At 35.3% G+C, this 20172-nt stretch carries 21 protein-coding genes and 1 tRNA gene; 13 read left to right on the top strand and 9 right to left on the bottom strand.

The annotated features are described in order from the left end of the window. Positions 1-41: 41 nt before the first annotated feature. Positions 42-776 (bottom strand): ferredoxin-thioredoxin reductase catalytic domain-containing protein, encoded by a 735-nt coding sequence (locus BM227_RS05845; protein ID WP_092912076.1) that lies wholly within the window; start codon positions 774-776, stop codon positions 42-44. A gap of 172 nt (positions 777-948) precedes the next feature. Between BM227_RS05845 and alaS the strand changes: the two genes are divergently transcribed. The 8 genes from alaS to BM227_RS05805 all read left to right on the top strand — a co-directional run bounded on the left by alaS (position 949) and on the right by BM227_RS05805 (position 11205). After that, positions 949-3513 carry an alanine--tRNA ligase gene (gene alaS / locus BM227_RS05840; protein ID WP_092912075.1) on the top strand — a complete coding sequence of 855 codons (2565 nt, stop codon included), beginning with the start codon at positions 949-951 and terminating at the stop codon, positions 3511-3513. A 23-nt stretch (positions 3514-3536) separates the two neighbouring features. Then, positions 3537-4028, top strand: a complete 492-nt coding sequence (locus BM227_RS05835) for a hypothetical protein (RefSeq protein WP_092912073.1) — start codon at positions 3537-3539, stop codon at positions 4026-4028. A gap of 3 nt (positions 4029-4031) precedes the next feature. Then, positions 4032-4574: a septum formation inhibitor Maf gene (gene maf / locus BM227_RS05830; RefSeq protein WP_092912072.1), complete on the top strand. Its 543-nt coding sequence runs from the start codon at positions 4032-4034 to the stop codon at positions 4572-4574. A gap of 202 nt (positions 4575-4776) precedes the next feature. Further along, positions 4777-5871, top strand: coding sequence for an aminotransferase class I/II-fold pyridoxal phosphate-dependent enzyme (locus BM227_RS05825; protein ID WP_092912070.1), 1095 nt, complete (start codon positions 4777-4779; stop codon positions 5869-5871). Positions 5872-5935: 64 nt separating this feature from the next. Continuing rightward, the gene (locus BM227_RS05820; RefSeq protein WP_092912068.1) at positions 5936-7120 is read left to right on the top strand and encodes an ATP-binding protein; all 1185 of its coding nucleotides are present in this window, start codon (positions 5936-5938) and stop codon (positions 7118-7120) included. A 55-nt stretch (positions 7121-7175) separates the two neighbouring features. After that, complete coding sequence (locus tag BM227_RS05815) at positions 7176-7874, top strand: ATP-binding cassette domain-containing protein (protein ID WP_092912067.1); 699 nt, start codon at positions 7176-7178, stop codon at positions 7872-7874. Beyond that, positions 7871-9817 carry a transglycosylase domain-containing protein gene (locus BM227_RS05810; protein WP_092912065.1) on the top strand — a complete coding sequence of 649 codons (1947 nt, stop codon included), beginning with the start codon at positions 7871-7873 and terminating at the stop codon, positions 9815-9817. The genes BM227_RS05815 and BM227_RS05810 overlap by 4 nt, the downstream gene beginning before the upstream one ends. Positions 9818-9828: 11 nt before the next feature. Further along, positions 9829-11205 (top strand): dynamin family protein, encoded by a 1377-nt coding sequence (locus BM227_RS05805; protein ID WP_092912063.1) that lies wholly within the window; start codon positions 9829-9831, stop codon positions 11203-11205. A 57-nt stretch (positions 11206-11262) separates the two neighbouring features. On the opposite strand, the gene BM227_RS05800 is transcribed toward BM227_RS05805, so the two are convergent. Together BM227_RS05800 and BM227_RS05795 are read right to left on the bottom strand one after the other, a co-directional pair. Next, positions 11263-11535, bottom strand: a complete 273-nt coding sequence (locus BM227_RS05800) for a hypothetical protein (protein WP_092912061.1) — start codon at positions 11533-11535, stop codon at positions 11263-11265. Beyond that, positions 11474-11905, bottom strand: coding sequence for a hypothetical protein (locus BM227_RS05795; RefSeq protein ID WP_092912059.1), 432 nt, complete (start codon positions 11903-11905; stop codon positions 11474-11476). The genes BM227_RS05800 and BM227_RS05795 overlap by 62 nt, the downstream gene beginning before the upstream one ends. A gap of 287 nt (positions 11906-12192) precedes the next feature. Between BM227_RS05795 and BM227_RS05790 the strand changes: the two genes are divergently transcribed. Beyond that, positions 12193-13290 carry a Card1-like endonuclease domain-containing protein gene (locus BM227_RS05790; RefSeq protein WP_092912058.1) on the top strand — a complete coding sequence of 366 codons (1098 nt, stop codon included), beginning with the start codon at positions 12193-12195 and terminating at the stop codon, positions 13288-13290. A gap of 31 nt (positions 13291-13321) precedes the next feature. Here BM227_RS05790 and BM227_RS05785 read toward each other — a convergent pair. The 5 genes from BM227_RS05785 to mqnP form a co-directional block, all read right to left on the bottom strand. Then, positions 13322-13398, bottom strand: a tRNA-Arg gene (locus BM227_RS05785). Between the two features lie 68 nt (positions 13399-13466). Continuing rightward, the gene (locus BM227_RS05780) at positions 13467-14171 is read right to left on the bottom strand and encodes a uracil-DNA glycosylase family protein (protein ID WP_092912056.1); all 705 of its coding nucleotides are present in this window, start codon (positions 14169-14171) and stop codon (positions 13467-13469) included. Then, entirely contained in the window at positions 14164-14670 is a 507-nt protein-coding gene (locus BM227_RS05775) for a DUF6115 domain-containing protein (RefSeq protein WP_092912054.1), read from the bottom strand. Before BM227_RS05775 ends, BM227_RS05780 begins: the two co-directional genes overlap by 8 nt. 63 nt (positions 14671-14733) lie before the next feature. After that, on the bottom strand, positions 14734-15258 hold the full coding sequence (locus BM227_RS05770; protein WP_245757026.1) for a hypothetical protein: 525 nt from the start codon (positions 15256-15258) through the stop codon (positions 14734-14736). Beyond that, positions 15255-16112 carry a menaquinone biosynthesis prenyltransferase MqnP gene (gene mqnP / locus BM227_RS05765; protein WP_281244304.1) on the bottom strand — a complete coding sequence of 286 codons (858 nt, stop codon included), beginning with the start codon at positions 16110-16112 and terminating at the stop codon, positions 15255-15257. Before mqnP ends, BM227_RS05770 begins: the two co-directional genes overlap by 4 nt. Before the next feature lie 74 nt (positions 16113-16186). Between mqnP and miaA the strand changes: the two genes are divergently transcribed. The 4 genes from miaA to BM227_RS05745 are packed head-to-tail and all read left to right on the top strand — an operon-like array spanning position 16187 to position 19328. Beyond that, positions 16187-17101, top strand: a complete 915-nt coding sequence (miaA, locus tag BM227_RS05760; RefSeq protein ID WP_342707888.1) for a tRNA (adenosine(37)-N6)-dimethylallyltransferase MiaA — start codon at positions 16187-16189, stop codon at positions 17099-17101. A gap of 60 nt (positions 17102-17161) precedes the next feature. Beyond that, positions 17162-17605, top strand: a complete 444-nt coding sequence (gene gspG / locus BM227_RS05755) for a type II secretion system major pseudopilin GspG (RefSeq protein ID WP_317066831.1) — start codon at positions 17162-17164, stop codon at positions 17603-17605. Next, positions 17596-18120: a prepilin-type N-terminal cleavage/methylation domain-containing protein gene (locus BM227_RS05750; RefSeq protein WP_092912050.1), complete on the top strand. Its 525-nt coding sequence runs from the start codon at positions 17596-17598 to the stop codon at positions 18118-18120. Before gspG ends, BM227_RS05750 begins: the two co-directional genes overlap by 10 nt. Then, positions 18117-19328: a type II secretion system F family protein gene (locus BM227_RS05745; protein WP_092912049.1), complete on the top strand. Its 1212-nt coding sequence runs from the start codon at positions 18117-18119 to the stop codon at positions 19326-19328. The genes BM227_RS05750 and BM227_RS05745 overlap by 4 nt, the downstream gene beginning before the upstream one ends. A 61-nt stretch (positions 19329-19389) precedes the next feature. Here the strand turns inward: BM227_RS05745 and BM227_RS05740 are convergent, their stop codons facing one another. After that, a complete protein-coding gene (locus tag BM227_RS05740) occupies positions 19390-19977 on the bottom strand; it encodes a hypothetical protein (protein WP_092912047.1) in 588 nt (195 codons plus the stop codon). Positions 19978-20172 lie beyond the last annotated feature (195 nt).

The following is a 20172-nucleotide window of genomic DNA, read 5'->3' as shown; positions in this document are numbered from 1 at the left end:
GAGTCATAAATTAATGAAACTATGCATAGACAGATAATAATTTATCTTACAATTTCTCCATTATATGAGACAATACCATGCATAAGGTTGCCAATATGTTTAAAGCCTTGAGCTTTCATTATATGTTGAACTTGATAACTTCTGCTTCCTGTATGGCAATAAAGAATCATATAATCATCTTTTTTATTTTGAATCTTTTCAAACCAATCATAAAATTGAGAAGTTGGCCATAACTCATCAGTTCCTTTAATATGACCCATCTGAAATTCCATCTGCTCCCGAACATCAATTAGTTCAAATTTAACCATTCCCAGATCTCTTGCTTCGATTAATGCTTCAAGCTCGTCACCATCTAATTGATCTTTTTCAAGAAGTAATTGAGCCTCTTCTTTGCTTAATCCTCTTGAGTGAAGATGTGCAGCTTCTTCTGCAGCATCCTCTTTTGCATGTTTTTGTGCATACTCTGGAGTACAGAAGATACCACAGTGGCAGTAACCTTGTTCAGGAATCTCTTTTTCTAATGCAGGTTTACAAGGACAGATGCGGTTATCTGCTGCTTTTCTCTCTTCTGGTGTTTCACCTATAACCATAAAACAAGGGCAGTATCGCTTACCATATATAAGCTTATTTCTAGCAAGCCCCATTGCAACACCATCGTTTATCTCACTATCCGGATTTTGAACAAAGCCAAACTGTTTATTTACTTTTTCAACAAATTTCCAAGTCTTTTCCAATTCAGCTTGAAACTCATCTGAGTTCACATCTATTTGTTGCATTTTTTCTCCTACAAAATATTCATACCTTGAATTAAAAAGTCAATTGTATCAAAATATTATATGATTTTTAGTTGAAAATAGAAATAAAAATGAAGATATAAATATCGACAAATGGATGTTTCAAAAGAATTTCGATAAAATCAGAGTAATTTTTTTTCAAGGTAATAAAAAGATGGATATAAGACGAGCTTTTTTGGATTTTTTCGCCTCTAAAGGGCATAAGATTTATGAGAGTGCGCCGCTGGTTCCTGATGATGCGACGCTTCTTTTTACCAATGCAGGTATGGTGCCTTTTAAAACAGTTTTTACAGGTGAAGTACCTGTGCCAAATCCTCCTAGAGCGGCAAGTTGTCAAACTTGCATTCGTGCAGGTGGTAAGCATAACGACCTTGAAAATGTTGGTCATACGGCACGTCATCATACATTCTTTGAGATGCTTGGAAACTTTAGTTTTGGCGATTACTTCAAAGAGGATGCCATAGCCTATGCGTGGGAGTTTGTAACTGAAGTGCTTGAACTTCCTGTTGAAAAGCTTTGGGTTACAGTACATGAGAGTGATGACGAAGCTGCAGAGATTTGGGCAAAATATGTTGCACCTGATCGCATTTTGCGTATGGGTGATAAAGATAACTTCTGGCAAATGGGAGATACAGGACCTTGTGGACCGTGTAGTGAAATTTTTTATGATCAGGGTCAAGAGCACTTTAATGGTCCAGAAGACTACATGGGAGGTGACGGAGACAGGTTCTTAGAGATTTGGAACCTTGTCTTTATGCAATACGAGCGTGATAAAGATGGCAATTTAACACCTCTTCCAAAGCCTTCAATCGACACCGGTATGGGTCTTGAACGTGTTATGGCAGTTAAAGAGGGTAAACTAAGCAATTATGACACAGAACTCTTTATGCCAATTATCCGTGCTGTTGAAAAGATGGTTGGTAAGCCGTATGTATATGAGAGTGGTGCAAGTTACCGTGTAATTGCTGATCACTTACGCTCAACAACATTTTTATTGGCTCAAGGTGTGAACTTCTCTAATGAAGGGCGCGGTTATGTGCTTCGCCGTATTCTTCGCCGTGCAGTACGCCATGGCTATATGCTTGGTCTGCGTGAGCCGTTTATGTGCAAACTGGTTGATGTGTTGGTTGAGATAATGGGCGGACACTACACCTACCTTGTAGATAAGAAAGAGACAGTCAAGCAGTTGATGCAGTTAGAAGAGGAGCGTTTCTTTGCGACAATCTCAGCAGGTATAGAGCTGTTTGAAAAAGAGTTGGCAAACACTAAAAATCTCTTTAGCGGTTCTGTTGCTTTCAAACTTTATGACACTTACGGCTTCCCGCTCGATTTGACGCAGGATATGCTTAAAGATAGAGGCATAGATGTTGATATTGCTGAATTTGAGCGTTTGATGCAAGAACAGCGCCAGCGTGCTAAAGCAGCTTGGAAGGGAAGCGGTGATGCCAAGGTTGAGGGTGACTTTAAAGCTCTTATAGAGGAGTTTGGCAAAAACAGTTTTGTAGGGTATGAGAGTTTAACAAGTGAGAGCAAAGTAGTTGCTCTGCTAAATGACTCATTTGAGCGTGTTGAATCTCTAGAGCCAGAGCAGAGTGGTTGGGTAATGCTTGATACTACTCCTTTTTATGCTGAAAGTGGTGGACAAGCTGGAGATGTTGGAGTATTGCAAAGCATAGATACTTGCGAAACAGTTGCTGAAGTTCTTGATACAAAAAAATTCTTTGATTTAAATCTTTCTAAAATCAAAGCAGTTACAAAAGTTTGCGAAAAAGATCTTGTTAAAGCTGTTGTAGATACATCACGCCACGAGATAGCAAAACATCATAGTGCAACTCACTTGCTTCACAGTGCATTGAGAGAGATTTTGGGAGATCACGTAAGTCAAGCCGGTTCACTTGTAGAGGCTGATCGTTTGCGCTTTGACTTTAGCCATCCAAAAGCTTTGAGTGCTGAAGAGATTGCTTCTGTTGAGAAGTGGGTAAATGACAGAGTTGAACGTGGCATTGATGGTGAAACAGAAGAGATGGATATAGAGTCAGCCAAGGCAAAAGGCGCAATGGCTCTCTTTGGAGAGAAGTATGGCGACAAGGTGCGTGTAGTAAGCTTTGGCGACAGTAGTATTGAGCTTTGTGGTGGAACGCACGTACGTAATACTGCTGAAATTGGAATGTTTCTTATCACAAAAGAGAGTGGTGTTAGTGCCGGTGTTCGTCGAATTGAGGCAGTGTGTGGTCATTCAGCGTATGAAGTTGTTAAAAATATGCGTGGCACACTTGCAAAAGTAGAGAGTGAGCTTAAAGCTAAAGATCCTATTCTTGGCATTGAAAAGCTTAAATCTCAAATTAAACAGTTAAAACAGGAGTTAGTTGAAGCTCAAAAGAGTAAAAAAAGCGATGTAAAAGCTGAAACAATAAATGGTGTTACTGTTGTAGTCGATGAGGTTGAAGGCGGTGACATTAAAGCTATGATCGATGATTTGAAAAATGCACACGACAAAGTGGCTGTAATGCTTTTCCAAAGAAAAGGTGAGAAGGTTCTAATCGCCGCTGGACAGAAAAACACATCTGTAAAAGCTGGAGCCTGGGTTAAGCAGATAGCACCAATCCTTGGCGGCGGTGGCGGCGGTCGTGACGATTTTGCTCAAGCCGGCGGGAAAGATGCTTCTAAGATTGGTGAGGCTAAAGAGAAAGCGATGGCTTATTTGAAAGAGAATTTGTAATAGATGCAAAAGGGGGAGGGATTATGAAAGAGGCTATTATTACAATTTTTGCTGATTATGCTTTTTTTATACTATTTTTGCATGTTCTTAGTGCTTTTGTTTGGGTTGGTGGTATGATAGCTATAAGAGGTGCTGTTCATCCAAGTTTACAACACATAGAAGATCCAAAAGTGCGGATGGCAAGAACATTGGAGATAATGCAGCGTCTCTTTATGATTGTTTTACCGTTTATAGTAATTTTAATTATTACCGGCGGTATTATGGCAATAGGTATGGGCTTTAAAGGAACACCTCTGTATGGAATGGTGCATGTCAAAGAGGCAATTTGGACAATTATGACAATTAACTATTCACTAATGTTTATTAAACGCAATAAAGCTGAAAGACTATTTGTCTCAGGTGATTTGGCTGGTGCAAAAGAGCAGTTGTCGCCTATTCCTAACTTTATGCTTCCTTTGAATATTGCACTTGGTGTTGTTGCATTGGCAGTTGGCATTACATTAAGAGGGTTTTAACAGATGTTACTTCTTGGCTCTTCATCTCCTACTCGTGCAAGTATACTCAAAAATAGTGGTATAGCTTTTAAGCAGGTGGGGTGTGATTTTGATGAAGATACATTAGAGTATACAGTGCCTAAAGATTTTGTCTATCACGCTGCTATGGGAAAGATGCAAGCGTGTGAGAGCTGTTTTGGATTAGATTTACCAATCTTGTGTGCAGATACAGTTGTAACGGCTCACGGCAAGATTTTACGTAAAGCAAAAGATGAAGCAGAGGCGTTAGAGCTTTTAAAACTGCAAAGCGGAAGCGATGTGGCTATTATTACCTGTATGGCTTATAAATCGAAGAGTAAAATGTTTATAGACCTTTCTCAAACTGTTTATAGATTTGCAGAGTTTGATGAAACTGATCTAAAAAACTACATTGAAAGTGGTGAGTGGCGTGGTAAAGCCGGAGCCTGTATGGTTGAAGGTTTTTGTAAACCTTACATAAAAAGTGTCGAAGGCTTAGAGTCGTGTGCAATGGGTTTGACAGTTGAGAAGATTTTAAGATGGTTATAGCTTTTTGATATAATAAACTCCCCCGTTAGGGGGAAATAGCCAAAAGGAGGTCGCTTTTGAAGCGATTTGTCTTAAAGCTTACCTTTAGAGTCTGGAATCTACGGGTAAGCATAAAGATAAAGGGGCTTTAATGCCCCCTTCCTTTTGGCATTATATTAAATAAAATCTTAAATTAGTTTTATGAAAAGTAGTAACATTTATAATGTATGAAAAAGAACTTACAGCACTAAAAAAAGCAGGGCGGTTTCGCCAGCCAATCTCTTCTGATTTTGAATCTATTGATATGGCAAGCAATGACTATCTTGGTCTTGCACATAAATCAAAACTCTTAAAACTTGCCTTTAAAAAGTTATCTCACTATCCATACCACGCACCAAAATCCTCTCTTTTTGTAGGTGGCTATCATCCTATTCATCAAGAGTTTGAAGATGCTCTTTGTAAAGCAAACCAATTTGAAGCCGGTGTTGTAGTAGGTAGTGGTTTTTTAGCAAATCTTGGGCTTATTGAAGCACTTGTTAGAAGGTCTGACGTTCTTTTTATAGATGAGAGTTACCATGCAAGTGGAATGGTGGCTACAAAACTGGTGCAGGGTAAAGTAGTACTGTTTAAACATAATGATCCAGATGATCTTTTAAAAAAGTTAAACTCTACACAGCTAAAAGGTCGCCGTATCATTGCTGTAGAGGGGATATACTCTATGGAAGGTGATATGGTTAGACGAGAGTTTTTTGAGATAAGTGAAAAGTTTGATGCATTGATGATCGTTGACGAGGCTCACAGTAGTGGTACTGTAGGACCAAATCTGCTTGGGGTATTTGATCATTACAACATCAAGCCTAATTCCCTTCATATCAAGATGGGTACACTTGGAAAAGCTTATGGAAGTTATGGAGCTTATATTTTAGGCTCACGTGAGATAGTAAGTTTTTTGCACAATCGCGCCAAATCATTGATCTACGCTACAGCACCTTCACTTTTTGACATAGCTTTAGCATCAACTAACTTTGACTATATTATGAGAAAAAAAGAGAAGCTAAAAAGAAAGATAGATCGTCTAAAAGATCAAGTTAGAGCCAAGATGGGAGTATACCCAGAAGGGATGATAGTTCCAGTAGAGATACCAGACATTGAGACTACTATGCGAATAAGAGATATTTTAAAATCTCAAAAGTTTGAAGTAGGAGCCATCCGTCCCCCTACTGTAAGCAAGCCAATTTTACGAATTATTTTACGTACATCTGTAAAACCTAAACATTACAGAAAACTTTTTGATCAGATTGATGCTTGCTTGAGATAAAAGCTTGCTTTAACAGACATTTATATACAATTTTGTTCTATAGATAAGACATTTAAGGCTAAAAATGTTAGATGAACTTAGAATTAAGTATGATAAAATCTCAAAACTCATAACTTCTACCTATAAAAGATATTTTTATGAAAAGATAGACTTTGACAATAGACTAATAGGAGTGCTTGGAGCAAGAGGAATTGGTAAGACCACTTTTTTGATTCAATACTTAAAAGAGTTTGATTTCGATAAAACTCTCTACTTTAGTGCAGATAGCATAATGGCTTCAGGAGTTAAACTCTATGATATTGCAGAAGAGTTTAGCAGATATGGCGGAGAGATTTTAGCAATTGACGAGATTCATAAAATCAAAAATTTTGAGATAGAGTTAAAAGAGATTTACGATTTTTTAGACTTAAAAGTTCTCTTTAGCGGAAGCAGTGCAATAAGTTTAGAACATAGCAAAGCAGATCTTAGCAGAAGGGCAGTGTTATATAGATTTAAAGGATTAAGTTTTAGAGAGTTTTTAGAGCTAAAGCTAGGTAAGAGTTTTCAAAGTTTTACCCTTGATGAAATTTTAGAAAATCATACAAATATAGCCAATAGTCTTACAAAAGAGTTTAAACCATTTGTATATTTTAAAGAGTATCTTGAGTTTGGGTATTATCCATACTATTTTGAAGCTCCAAAAAGTTATAAACTTAAAGTTGAAGAGAGCATCAACACAGTAATAGAAAACGATCTATTGTATATTTTCCATATAGATATAGCAAATATCGATAAGCTAAAACAACTGATTAAGCTTTTGTGTCTATCAAAACCTTATGAACTAAACTTAACAAATCTTGCAAAAGATATTGGAATAGGTAGAGAGACTCTTTATAGATATATTCACTATCTGACTCTTGGAAATGTTTTATGCAGAGTTGATATGTTAAACAAAAAGCAAAGCCACTTTAAAAAACCTGCAAAACTATATCTTGATAATCCAAATTTGACTTACACTTTTTGTAAAAATTCTGAGATTGGAACAGTAAGAGAACAATTTTTTATTAATTCAATATCGATTAATCATAAAGTAAACTACTCAAAAATAGGAGACTTTTTAATTGATGAAAAATATATAGTAGAGATTGGTGGTAAAAATAAGAGCTTTGATCAAATTAAAGATTTGCCAAATAGTTTTTTAGCAGTTGATGATATTGAGATAGGGTATAAAACTAAAATACCACTTTGGCTTTTTGGTTTTTTGTACTAATTAAGTTATTATTTGATACAAATTTAAAAAAAATTTTATAGCATTAAGGTGCTTTATGAATATATTTCACTGCCATTCTCTTAAAATCAGCAAAGATAACCAAATATATGTTGATATAAATTTTTCAATTGCAAACTCATTGGCTCTTGTTGGTGAGAGTGGTAGTGGAAAGAGCCTTACCCTTAAAGCACTGCTGCAAATGTTGCCAAAAGGCTTTAAAGCACAAATGAAGACGGAAAGTGACTTTAAGTTGGAGCGTGGTAAAACATTAGGTTATGTTCCGCAAAATCCATTTACAGCACTTTCTCCTCTAACAAAAATTAAAGATCAGTGGATTATTTCTCAAGATTTGGCACCACAAATGATGGAGCAGGTAGGGCTGGAGAGTAAACTCTTAAACCGCTTTCCTCCAGAACTTTCAGGTGGGCAGTTGCAAAGAGTAGTCATAGCTATGGCACTTTCAACAAATCCTAAGTTACTGTTACTGGATGAACCTACAACAGCACTTGATGCGGATCTTAGAGAAGTTATTGTAAAACTTTTACTAAAATTGCAAGAAGAGTTGAAGTTCAAGATGCTTTTTGTAACACACGACATATCTACAGCTTCAAAACTTTGCAGTGAAATTACAGTTATAAAAAGAGGAAAAGTCGTAGAAACAGGATTAATGGATGAGGTTTTAAGAGCTCCATCAAAAGAGTATACTAAAGCACTCATAGAAGCTGGTTTTGCAAATCGGGAGTTTAGAAAATGATAAGGTTTTTATTTAGATGGATTGTTAGATTACTCTTTTTGGCAGGGTTTGCAGTTTTTGGGTATTTGGTATATTTTTACTTTGAAATTGCCCATGAAGTAGAGCCTTTAGTACACTATAATCCTCCCAAAACTACACAGATTTTTGATAGAAACGGTAAACTTTTAGCTAATGTATTTGAAAAGGAGCATCGTCTCTATGTACCGTACAAAGAGATTCCAGGTCGAGTAATAGAAGCTCTTGTTGCCATAGAAGATACTCTTTTTTATGAACATCACGGAGTAAATCCAGAGGCAATTTTTAGAGCAATTATAAAAGATATCAAAGCCCGTAAAATGGTAGAGGGTGCATCTACGCTTACTCAACAGCTCATCAAATCAACACTGCTTACCCGTAAGAAGAAGATAGAAAGAAAGATAAAAGAGGCTCTTCTTGCTATTCGCCTTGAACAACTACTTTCAAAAGAGGAGATACTAGAGAGGTATCTAAACGCTGTCTTTTTTGGTCATGGGTATTATGGCATAAGAACAGCTGCATATGGGTATTTTCGTAAAGATTTAGATGAGTTGACGCTAAAAGAGATAGCGGTACTTGTAGGATTGCCAAAAGCTCCAAGCGCATACGATCCGACTCGTCATTATGCCAATGCAATGGCAAGGGCAAACCGTGTTTTAAATCGTATGAAAGCTCTTGGATGGATAGATGAAGAGACATATTTAAGAGAGATAAAAGAGGCTCCAAAAGTATATGATGATACATTAACAAAAAACAGAGCACCTTACATTGTAGATGCTGTTATGAATATGCTGCAAAAGGAGTATCCTGATATTCGCAGAGGCGGTTATAAAATTGAAACTGCCATAGATTTAGAGTATCAGCAGATGGCTAAATCTGCACTTAATTATGGGTATGATGCATATTTAAAACGACACCAAAATGATGATACTAACACTTCAGTATTTAACGGAGCAATGGTTGTTCTAGATGGTAGAAGTGGAGATATCTTGGCTATGGTAGGTGGCGTTGATTATAAAAAAAGTGCATTTAACCGTGCTGTATCATCCAGACGGCAGGTAGGTTCTGCTTTTAAACCATTTATCTATCAGACAGCACTTGAGCTGGGGTATAATCCAGAAAGTAAGGTTGCAGATATTGCACGTACCTACCGTTTTGAAAGTGGAGATACCAAAAAGCTTTGGCAGCCTAAAAACTATGAGAAAGATTATAAGGGGATGATCACTTTAAGAGAAGCCCTTATACACTCTAGAAACCTTGCTACCATAAATCTAGTCAGCGAGATAGGCATAATGACTCTACATAAAAAGTTGAGCCCTTTAGGAGTGAAGAATTTACCATACAATCTTTCTATAGCTCTTGGAAATATTGCTCTTTCTCCTCTGCAGGTAGCAAGACTATATACAGTATTTGCAGATATGGGACGATTGCACGAACCAAGACTTGTGACAAATATATATGACAATAATAGTCGTTTGATTAAACATTATAATGCTAAAGTAAAAAAGATTTACTCAGAATCACAAGCTTACTTGATGGTTGATATTTTGCGAGATATTGTTAAAAGAGGAACTGGGCGAAATGCTCGTGTTAAAGGTATGGATGTAGCAGGTAAAACAGGAACTACAAACAAAAGTGTTGATACATGGTTTTGTTCATTTACACCAGATGTAGAAGCTGTTGTATGGTTTGGTAATGATAACAATACACCTCTTGCAAGACGTGAAACAGGTGGAAGGACAGCTGCACCGGTTGTAAGGTATTTTTATCAAAAACTCATACAAATTCATCCTGAGTTTAAAAGAAAATTTAAAGAGCCTGAAGGAGTTTATCACGTAATGCAAAATGGTAAAGATTTGATATATACCGACAAATCTCCACTGCCTAAAGAGGATCAGATTATTGAAAATGAAGAGATAATTTTTTAAAAGGAGAGTCAATGACACCTAATGAGCGATACAAAAAATTAAAGCAGCATCTTAAAGAGGAAAACCCTGTCCTTTTGGATGTAATAAATGAGTATGAAAATCTTGATAAAGTAGCTCACTCTCTTGGACTGTTGGCTCAGGATGAGAGTTATACGGCAAATATCTCTTGGTGGCCATTAATCTCTATCTTAGGAACTTTTTCAGCAGGGAAATCTACTTTTATCAACGAATACCTTGGACAAAAAGTTCAGCAAAGCGGTAATCAGGCAGTAGATGATAAATTTACTGTTATCTGTTACAGCAATAATGAGAAAGTTACTACTTTGCCAGGCTTGGCACTAGATGCTGATCCTAGATTTCCTTTTTACAATATCAGCGAAGAGGTAGAAAAGGTAGAGCAGGGTGAAGGAAGTCGTGTAAACCTATATCTTCAACTTAAAACTGTCAAGTCTGATGCCATTAAAGGCGGAATATTGATAGACTCTCCTGGTTTTGATGCTGACAGTCAGCGTGATTCTATTCTTCGTATTACCAGTCACATCATAGATATGTCTGATCTTGTTCTTATCTTCTTTGATGCTCGCCATCCTGAACCTGGAGCAATGCGTGATACACTTGAGCATCTTGTCGGAAAGACAGTACGCCATAGAGATGGAGATAAGATACTCTATATTCTTAATCAGATAGATACAACAGCAAGAGAAGATAACCTTGAAGATGTTATTGGCTCGTGGCAGAGAGCTCTTTCACAAAAAGGGCTGATTTCAGGCAACTTCTTTGCAATATATAGTGAAGAAGCTATGAATCCTATTGATGATCCATCTATTGCAGAGAGACTTAAACGCAAGAGAGATGAAGATTTAAATCATATTTTGGAGCGTATGGAGGGAGTTAAAGTAGAGCGTGCCTACAGAATCTCTAAAGCACTTGAAGACTTTGCAAAAGATATAATCAATAACAAACTTCCAAAGCTTCGTGAATCTCTTAGTAGATGGGGTAAAAGAGTAGTCATTACCGATACTCTTTTAAGCTTAATTTTCATAGGTGGTGCAGGTGCACTTTTTATGACAGGCATACTTCCAACATCTGTAGAAGTTATAGGCGGTATATCTGCTGCTATTACTGTTTTGATTATATTTATACACTTTAAAGTAAGAAAAGTTTACGCAAATTTAGAAATTAAACGCTGGGCAGAAAAAGATCAGGCAATAGCAAAAGCTATAGAATACAATACAAAATGGTTTAGACCTGTATTGCGTGTCTGGGGCAAAGGCTGGAGCCAACGAGTAGTTGATAAGCTGGAAAATATAATGGATTACAGCAGAGCAGCCATTAGAAAACTTAATGATCAATTTGTCTCTCCTGCCGGTAAAGAATCAGAAACTTAAAAGTAAAAAAGTATTAATAATGTAAGATTAGAGTTAGGCGGTGGTTTAATAGGAAGGTTAAGCCACCTTAGAAGATTCATCTATTTTTTTGTTAATATTGTTTAAAATAATATCTCTTAATTTTAGTAAAAATAGTTTGTCGCTTCCTTTGCTTTTATCTTTTTCAATAACATTTAAAGCTTTTTTATCAAGTTCAATCACCTCTTTTGTTTTTTCAAAAGGAATCAATGCTTCTCTATTAGCTAAAAAAAGATGCCCCTCTCCAAAATCACTTTCCCAATGATTTATATCGTTCTCGTAATCTTTTAAAAGCTTCTCTAACTCTCTCATCTACTTCCCCTTTTTCTATTTTCCCACCAACCTCTTTATGAAGCTCTTCAAAACCTTTTTTGTCAGGTTCAACTTTATAACTTGTCATAATCTCGCCATTTTCATTAAAAATGACAGCCCAGTTATTATTTTTATTGTAGCATAAATTATTCCAACTATCTTTATGAATTGCCAATATATATTCATCTGCATTGATTACACAATCAATAGTTTTAAAAATATAATCATCTTTATCTTTTATATGGGACAGTTTTAATCTTTTTTCAATATGTTTCTTAAAACTATCTTTGTTTATCCATAGTTTGTGAAAATCTTTCTTAACATCTTCAATAGAATTAATTTTTTCAACTATTTTATCTTCAATATTCAACTTATCACCTCTTTTAAGATTGTATGAATAAGTATAGCCAGATCATCATAACCACCCAGTAAAAAAAGCTTTTTACTCATTTTTCCTCTTTAACATCGCTTTTAATGATAACAATATCCTTACTCTCACACATTGGACACTCATAAACATCACTACTTTGACTAAGCCAACTAAAACCGCTTAATTATCAATTTTCTTTTTGTTAAGTAATTTTTTGGAAAAGTCAATATTTATTAAACTCCTAATATAATGCAAACAGTCTAATTACAGTCAATAAAGGATTTTCTGTGCGTCTTGTATTGCTTTTAGGGGAAGATATAGCGCAATCACTTGGAGCTATATATACGCTTAGAGATGAAATAAGAGAAATTGTTTTGCTTATAGATAATAATAAAGAGGAGCAGAGACGAGCTTTTCGTTTTAAGAGAAATTTGCAACATTTCAGTAAAAAACTAGGACTAAATTGGTCTGTTGATACAGAGACTTTTTATGAAACAGCTATAGAGAGCATTCACAATCTTTACAAAAAAGTTACAAAAGATAGTATGAAGGTTATCTTTTTCTCATCTGATGCCAATGCTGCTCCTACTATTATATTAGGTTCTTTCTTTCTGCAAAACAGAGCTGCTCTTTTAAGTTATGACGCATATGACAATACTATTTTCAAAATTGAAAATGGCAGAGTTACAACAAAGAGCGCTGATGAAATGGATATAGAAACATACTGTTCAATGCTAGGTTATGAGATAGTAGAGTATATAGATGAAAAGGAGTTTATAAAAGATAAAGAGAGTGTTTGCAAGCTTTTTGAGAATGAGGAAAGATTTCAAAATGTTCGCAGAGCTTTACTAAACAATAGTAAAGATTTTCCATACAATCATTACAACGACATAATGAAACTTCTTAACCGCATTGATATTCTTGAAAATAACAAACTTAAATATGAGCATAATAAAAGAAGACTTCAAGGTCAGCTTTTTGAAGAGTATGTATATTGGAAATGTAAAGAGGCAGGATTTGAAGATGTAAAAATGGGTTGTAAAATAGACTTTTTAGCTCATTCAAAAGAACAAAGCCACGTTATAAATGAGTTCGATGTTCTATTTATTGAAAATAATCGCATAGGTACAGTTGAATGCAAATATGTTCATCGATTGGACGGTCTTTCTTTTGTTTATAAATATGATGCAATAGTTGACTATTTTGGACGTACGGCACGAGCATTGATTGTAAATATTTATCAAAGGGAGAAGAGAAAAGGGCAAGAAGAGAACTTTTATAACTCTGTACTAAAACGTGCAAGACTTGGAAATGTTAGAGTATATACAGATAAAGTTTTTGATCCTTCTCAGTTTAAAAAACATCTAAATTGGATGAAAAGTTAAAAGATTTAAAATTGTAGGTTGGAGTTTGAAATGGCGCGCCCGGCACGATTCGAACGTGCGACCGCTGGTACCGCAAACCAGTGCTCTATCCAGCTGAGCTACGAGCGCATCTCTCTTTGTGGACGGGAATTATACACTTTTTTTTTTACAATTTCAAGAGTTTTTTGAAAAAAATTCTATTTTTTTTGCAAAAGTTTCATTTGTCCAAACAAATCTTGTGCTTTTGGGTTTAAAATAAATGTATGATTGTATGGATGCTCCATTTCATGATGCAAAAATCTTGAAGATTCAGGAATTTTTTTGATCATTTTTGCCAAATTGCCAAATAGGATCAGTTCGACATCTTGATCTAATTTCTCTAGCAATACACGCATAAATGGTCTCCAAGACTTTGCATGAGAATTAGAAGCCTTTTTATTTTCAAATAGTAGTGCAGCATTTAGTAAAAGTACGCCACTCTTTTCAAAATTACACCTTAACTCATCTATGGTATCTATTAAAGAAGATTTGTCTATTTTTGCTATAGCTTCTTGAGAAAGATCATCTGGACTAAGAAAACCGTCAGCTACCAGTGCCATTTTTACAAAGTTTCTTAAACTTGTAGCTCTGTTAACCTCTTTGCTTAACCCTTTGTCACTAAAAATTTTCTTTACAGCACCATCTATAAATGCATGTCCTGTAGCTGATTTTTCTCTTGGATAGGGGTCTTGACCAAAAAGGATATATTTTACTTTTGATTTTGGAAGAGTTTTAAAGGCATTGAATATTTTAGAGCGTGCAGGAATAAAATCACCATTTTCTATGAAGTTTCTGTAATCTTCATCTAATGCATTATATGCAGTTTTTATGGTCTCTTGCCACTCTGGATGAACATTAAGCATGGATTTTTGAGAACTTCAATACTAATTCTACTTCACCTTTTCCAAGGCGAAGCTGTTTTGCAATGCTTTCAGCATCCATTCCCTGTGAATGCAACTGTAAAATCTGTTTTTCGCTAGGTACTGTATGGTCATTGGCAAATGTTATATGTCTCATCTGATTTTGGATGCGTTCAAGATTTTCAAATAGATCTTCAGATAAAAAGGTTATCTTTTCATCCATATTTTGCATCTGCACAGCAAATGGTTTTAGCTTGTTATGCACTATAGAGTCTATCATCTCTGTATCTATTTCCAAAACCTTTTCATCTGACTCTTTTAACTCTTTTTTAAGAGATTCTATCTCTTTGGTTATTCTAAAAAGCTCTTGATTTAATGTATCAATGCCTGTTTCTAGCATTGCTATCTTTCTTGTACTCTCTTTATCTTTAATTGTTAAATATATGATCACAATCAGCATAACAGTTGCTAATGCTGCGATCATTAGTACTATCTCATTCACATATAGCCTTTCATCAAAATCTACTTTTTACCTAAGATGAATTCCAAATGAAAAAGTAAAAAATCATATACGCTTCATCTCCCTGATCATAACCCGTTCTCGTGCAACAACATAACTGTTCCACTCTTTTTCATCTCTGTCATGAATTCTCTCTATTCGTGCAATCTTCTCATCTAAAGCTACAAACCATACAGGAACATCTCTTTTAGGAAAAATAGGCATTTCAATCCTGCCATAATATTGCTCACCCGCTTTAAATCTTGGCTCTTTAAGCTGAAAATGCTCAAATCCTATAGATTCTATCTCTGTAGAGTGAGGAAGTTCAATGCGTTCAGGGGTTTCATTTTTTACTAGCTGGGTGAGTTGATCGACTTTACGGTGAAGCTCTACTAAAAGATTAAGAAGTACAGGATCACTCTCTTTTGTTTCACCCTTTGCTTTGGCAATTTTAAGCCATTGCCCTATTGGATCATCATCAGTTTCACTAAGTAGTTGATACTCTCTCTCATAAGCTTCAGCATTTTTATCTGCAATGTTATAACAAATCTCTAAAGGAGCTGGAATCAATCTTATCTTTTCACTATTCATTGCACTATCCTGTCAACTATTATTAGCCCAAGTACAATAAATCCCAAATATCCGTTTACAGTAAAAAAGGCTCTGTCAATCTTTGTAAAATCTTTGTTAACTATATGATGCTCATATGCAAGCATTCCTGCTGATGCAATAACAGCCAACCAAGCAAAAAATCCAAGTTCTGCTGTTGATACAAAAAATGCCCAAAAAAGCACTGCTATAGTATGAAATATTTTTGCCAAAAACATAGTTGCATCACTTCCATAACGGGAAGGAATAGAGTAGAGCCCCTCTTTTTTGTCAAACTCCATATCTTGCAGTGAATAGAGCAGATCAAATCCTGCAACCCAAAACATTACACCTACTGCAAGCATAACAGACCACATAGGAATGGTCCCTTCAACAGCAATGGCACCGGCGATAGGAGCCAAACCAAGAGAGAGACCCAAAACCAAATGTGCCATTTCAGAAAAACGTTTAAACCAGGAGTATCCGCCAAGAATAAGTAAAATAGGGAAAGATAGCCAAAAGGCAAGATCATTTATAACATACGCCACAGCAATAAAAAATATTGCATTTACTATTATCAAAATACGTAGCTGAGTTTCAGAAAAGCGACCATCTACATTAGGGCGATTTTTTGTACGTGGATTCTTTGCATCAATATCTCTGTCTAAGTAACGATTTACAAGCATCGCAAAATTTCTTGCACTGACTGCTGCAAGAACGCCAAGAAGTAAAAGCTTCCAACCAAACCATCCATTAGCAGATACTATCATTGCAATGAAAATAAAAGGCAAGCTAAAGACAGAGTGTTGAAACATAATAAGCTCGTTAAAATCTTTATACCATTTAACTAATCTCAAAACCCACCTTTTTTTTTAAATGAATTTTATCATATAATCTCAAACATTGAAACATTGGCAGTAAATAACACCAAATAAAAGGTTATAAGATAAAAACTATAGCTATTTTAGGTCCGACAGCATCAGGTAAAAGCGCGCTATCTTTAGAGTTGGCAAGAAATTATAACTGTGTCATACTCTCACTGGACTCTTTGGCTCTTTATAGAGAGATAGACATAGCCTCTGCAAAACCAACTATAACTGAAAGAGGTGACATACTGCACTTTGGGATTGATGTAATAGATGTAGATACACCATTTAATGTAGCACTCTTTATAGATCTCTACAAAGAGTCTGTTGACTTTTGCAAAGAGCAAAATAAAAATTTAATTATAGTCGGTGGAACAGGTTTTTATCTTAAAACTCTTATAGAAGGAATTTCTGAACTTCCAAAGATAGATGAAGAGACAAAGAAAAAAGTAGAAGAAGAGATGGGCGATCTGCAAAAGGCTTACTCTTTTTTAAGTAAAATTGATGAAGTGTATGCAAAAAATTTAATGCCCACAGATAGGTACCGCATAGAGAAAGCTCTTACAATTTTTTACCAAACAGGTACTGCTCCATCTTTATACTTTAAAAACAATCCTCCAAAACCTGTAGCAAAAGATCTTGAGCTTTTTGAGATAAGCATAGATAAAGAAGTTTTAAACAGACGCATAGAGTTACGAACTAATCAAATGTTTGAAATGGGATTGGTAGATGAAATTGCCAATCTTGAATACAAATATGGCAGAAACCATAACCCTATGAAAGCTATAGGAGTGAAAGAGATTTTGGACTATTTTGATGGAAAGTGTTCATTAAAAGATGCTAAAGAGTTGATCAGCATACACACACGACAACTGGCAAAACGTCAAAGAACCTTTAATCGTACACAGTTCCCACCTCACATACAAGGCACTCCAGAAGAGCTTAAATCAAATATAGCAGAGGTTTTACTCAAAAACTAATACATTATTAATATGCTATAATGCGCCATCAATATTTATACAATATAAGGGGTTGAGTTTATGATGAATAAGAGTAGGGTTTATAAACAACGTGGTGCATTTACATTGATGGAATTGATGATAGTTATTATTATTCTTGGGTTGCTTGCAGCACTTGTTATGCCAAGTTTAACGGGAAAAAGTGAAGAGGCAAAACAGAAACTAGTCTGTATTCAGATGAAAAATATTTCACAAGCTCTAAAAATGTTTAAAGTAGATAATGGAAGATACCCTACAACTGAAGAGGGACTTGAAGCTCTTATAAAAAATCCATCTCCTGACGACCTGCCAAACTATGCAAAATCTGGTTATCTAGAAGATAATAACTTGCCAAAAGATCCTTGGGGGCATCCTTTTGTCTATCTTGAAGAGGATGGAAAGCCTGAACTCATCTCTTTAGGTGCCGATGGTAAAGAGGGCGGCAGTGAAGAGAATAAAGATATACGTCTCTCTGAATGCAAATAGATAGATTCAAAGGGGGATTCACCCTCTTTGAACTAATGTTGGTTATTGTAATAATTGGCTTCATATATGCATTGGTTGCTGTTAAATTTTCTCAAAATGAAGAAAAAAAGATAAAACTCTCTGATTTGCCAAAAATTTTGCGAGATAGCAGATTTTATAAATCAGCAGAAGTAGTGTGTTTAGAAGATAACTCAAAAAAGTGCAAAATCTATTTTGACAATGAACTTTCAAAAATGAGTTTACAACTATTTAAGAAAAAGCCAATAGTTTATAGATTAATGCCTGATGAAACTCTAAAAGAGGTAGAGTTTGATCCGGTTATAGATGAAGATCAAAAGCCAATACCTGTATATTTTCGATATAAAGTTAGAAAAAATGGGGCTGGTGACGAGATTATTGTAGATGATGGCAAAGGGGCTTTACTTATGTTTGCCTATGCAGATCCGGTAAGGTTTAATGATGTAGAATCTGCAAGAGACAGAGTGATAGATATTAAACTGAAAGCTTACGAATGATTTACCAATACAGAGGCATAGATAAAAAGGGTCAAAAGCGTAAAGGTCAATTAGAGGCAGAGAGTATAGATGAGGTTAAACAAAGGTTAAAATCTCAAGGTATTTTCTATACAGATATTAAAGCTGAACAATCTTTACTTCCTAAGCTCTCTTTAAAACGTGCTTATCGCATTAAACCTTCAGAGTTGGCAGTTATAAGCAGAGACCTTGCCATTTTTATTAAAGCTGGAATTCCACTAGTTAAAGCACTTGGTCTACTTAAAAACCAGTATGAGCATCACAAAAAGATAGAGACTTTTCTTCAAACGCTTATTACTGCCATTGATGAGGGAAAAACACTCTATGGTGCAATGGAAAAACAGTCTGTAGTAATTCTGCCGGCATTTTACAAACAAGCAATCAAAGTATCTGAAGAGAGCGGAATTTTAGCTGGTGTTTTACAAAAGATGTCTACTTTCTTAAAAGAGAGAGAGCGGATCAATAAACAGATCCAAGGAGCATTCGCTTACCCAGCATTTATTTTAATTGCTTCTATTGGTATGGTTGCTTTTATGATCTCTTATGTTGTTCCTAAAATTGCAAACATATTTACGCAAATGGGACAGGAGTTGCCTCCTATTACAAAATTTGTTATTAATGCGGGCAATATATTTTCAAATTATTGGGTGCATATGCTTGTAGTATTAATATCTGCAATCATACTATTTTATATTTCAAGAGCCAAAATACCTGCATTTCGTACTGCGGTTGATAGAGTTTTACTTTCTATACCATTTTTTGGTCCAATGATTGAAAAAAATGAGCTTGGAAAATTTTCATATATGGCTGCAGTTTTGGTGCAGTCAGGTGTACCTTTTGTTCAAGCTATAAACCTTTCAGCACAAATTTTAAATAACAGTGTCATAAAGTCTCTTTTTCTTGATTCAGCTCAAAAAGTAGTAGAAGGGAAAAAGTTATCTATTGCATTAAAGTCTGAAGAGTTTCAAGTAGATCCATCTTTCTTGCAAGCTATAGCAATAGGTGAAGAGACAAGTGAAGTATCACCAATATTGCAAAATCTTTCAGAGCTATACTTTGAAGAGAATAAAGATAGATTAGATGTACTGCTTTCTCTTCTTGAACCAGCATTAATGCTGTTTGTAGGGGGAGTAATAGGGTTTATTGTAACAGCTATGTTACTTCCTATATTCTCTATAAATATTCAATAAAAGATATAGTTGTTTTTTGTAGATACTCCCTGAAAAGGGAGTGTTATTTTAATGTAAAATTTTAAAACTTGTATGTAACACCTACACTAATTACAGGCCACCATTTGAAGCTATCTGCATCATCATTAAGAGATTGCTGTTCTATCTCAATGTCATTTTGAAGTTGAACACACTTAGCAGTACCTTCAATTGCCTGTCCACAAACTCCAGTCAGATCAATATTTGGAGAGCCTTGATACATTGCACCTAATTTTGAACTTAAAAATAAATTTCCATTTCCAAAAATAGAGTTATCATAACCTATACCAATAAATGGAGCAAACTTATTAAAGTTGGTTTCACCTTTAAGATATCCAAGTTCAGTGGCATCATATGTGTTGCCATTGATATCATAAGTTCCATTTGTAGGTGTTGCTTGAAAATCAATGCTGTTTCCGTTATAGTATGCACCTGCACTTATATAGAAACCTCCAGAGAATGGATGGTAATCAAGCAAGAGACCAATATTCGCAAGTTTTAAATCTGCATCATAATGGACACTAGTATCATCATAATCAGTGCTATAATTAAACCCTGCAACTGCTACTTTAAAAACTGTTTTATCACCCAATGCTTCTATTTTTTTAGAGTAATCTAAACCAGCCCCCATTGTACCTGCTTGAATTCCTAGTGAAGCACTGTTTAATACAGCATTATCACCAGCATAAGCTAATGATGCTATTAATGTTGAAGCTAAAATAATTTTTTTCCAGCCAAATCCAATGAAATTTTAAATAATTCTTAAATGTATAATTTTGGAAAGGTTTTTGCTTTAGTTGACTCAAAAACGAGGAGTCAACTATGA

It is taken from the genome of Hydrogenimonas thermophila (assembly GCF_900115615.1).
GTDB lineage: Bacteria > Campylobacterota > Campylobacteria > Campylobacterales > Hydrogenimonadaceae > Hydrogenimonas > Hydrogenimonas thermophila.
The sequence above is the reverse complement of the archived record's forward strand: the minus strand, read 5'-3'. Positions and strand labels throughout refer to the sequence as shown.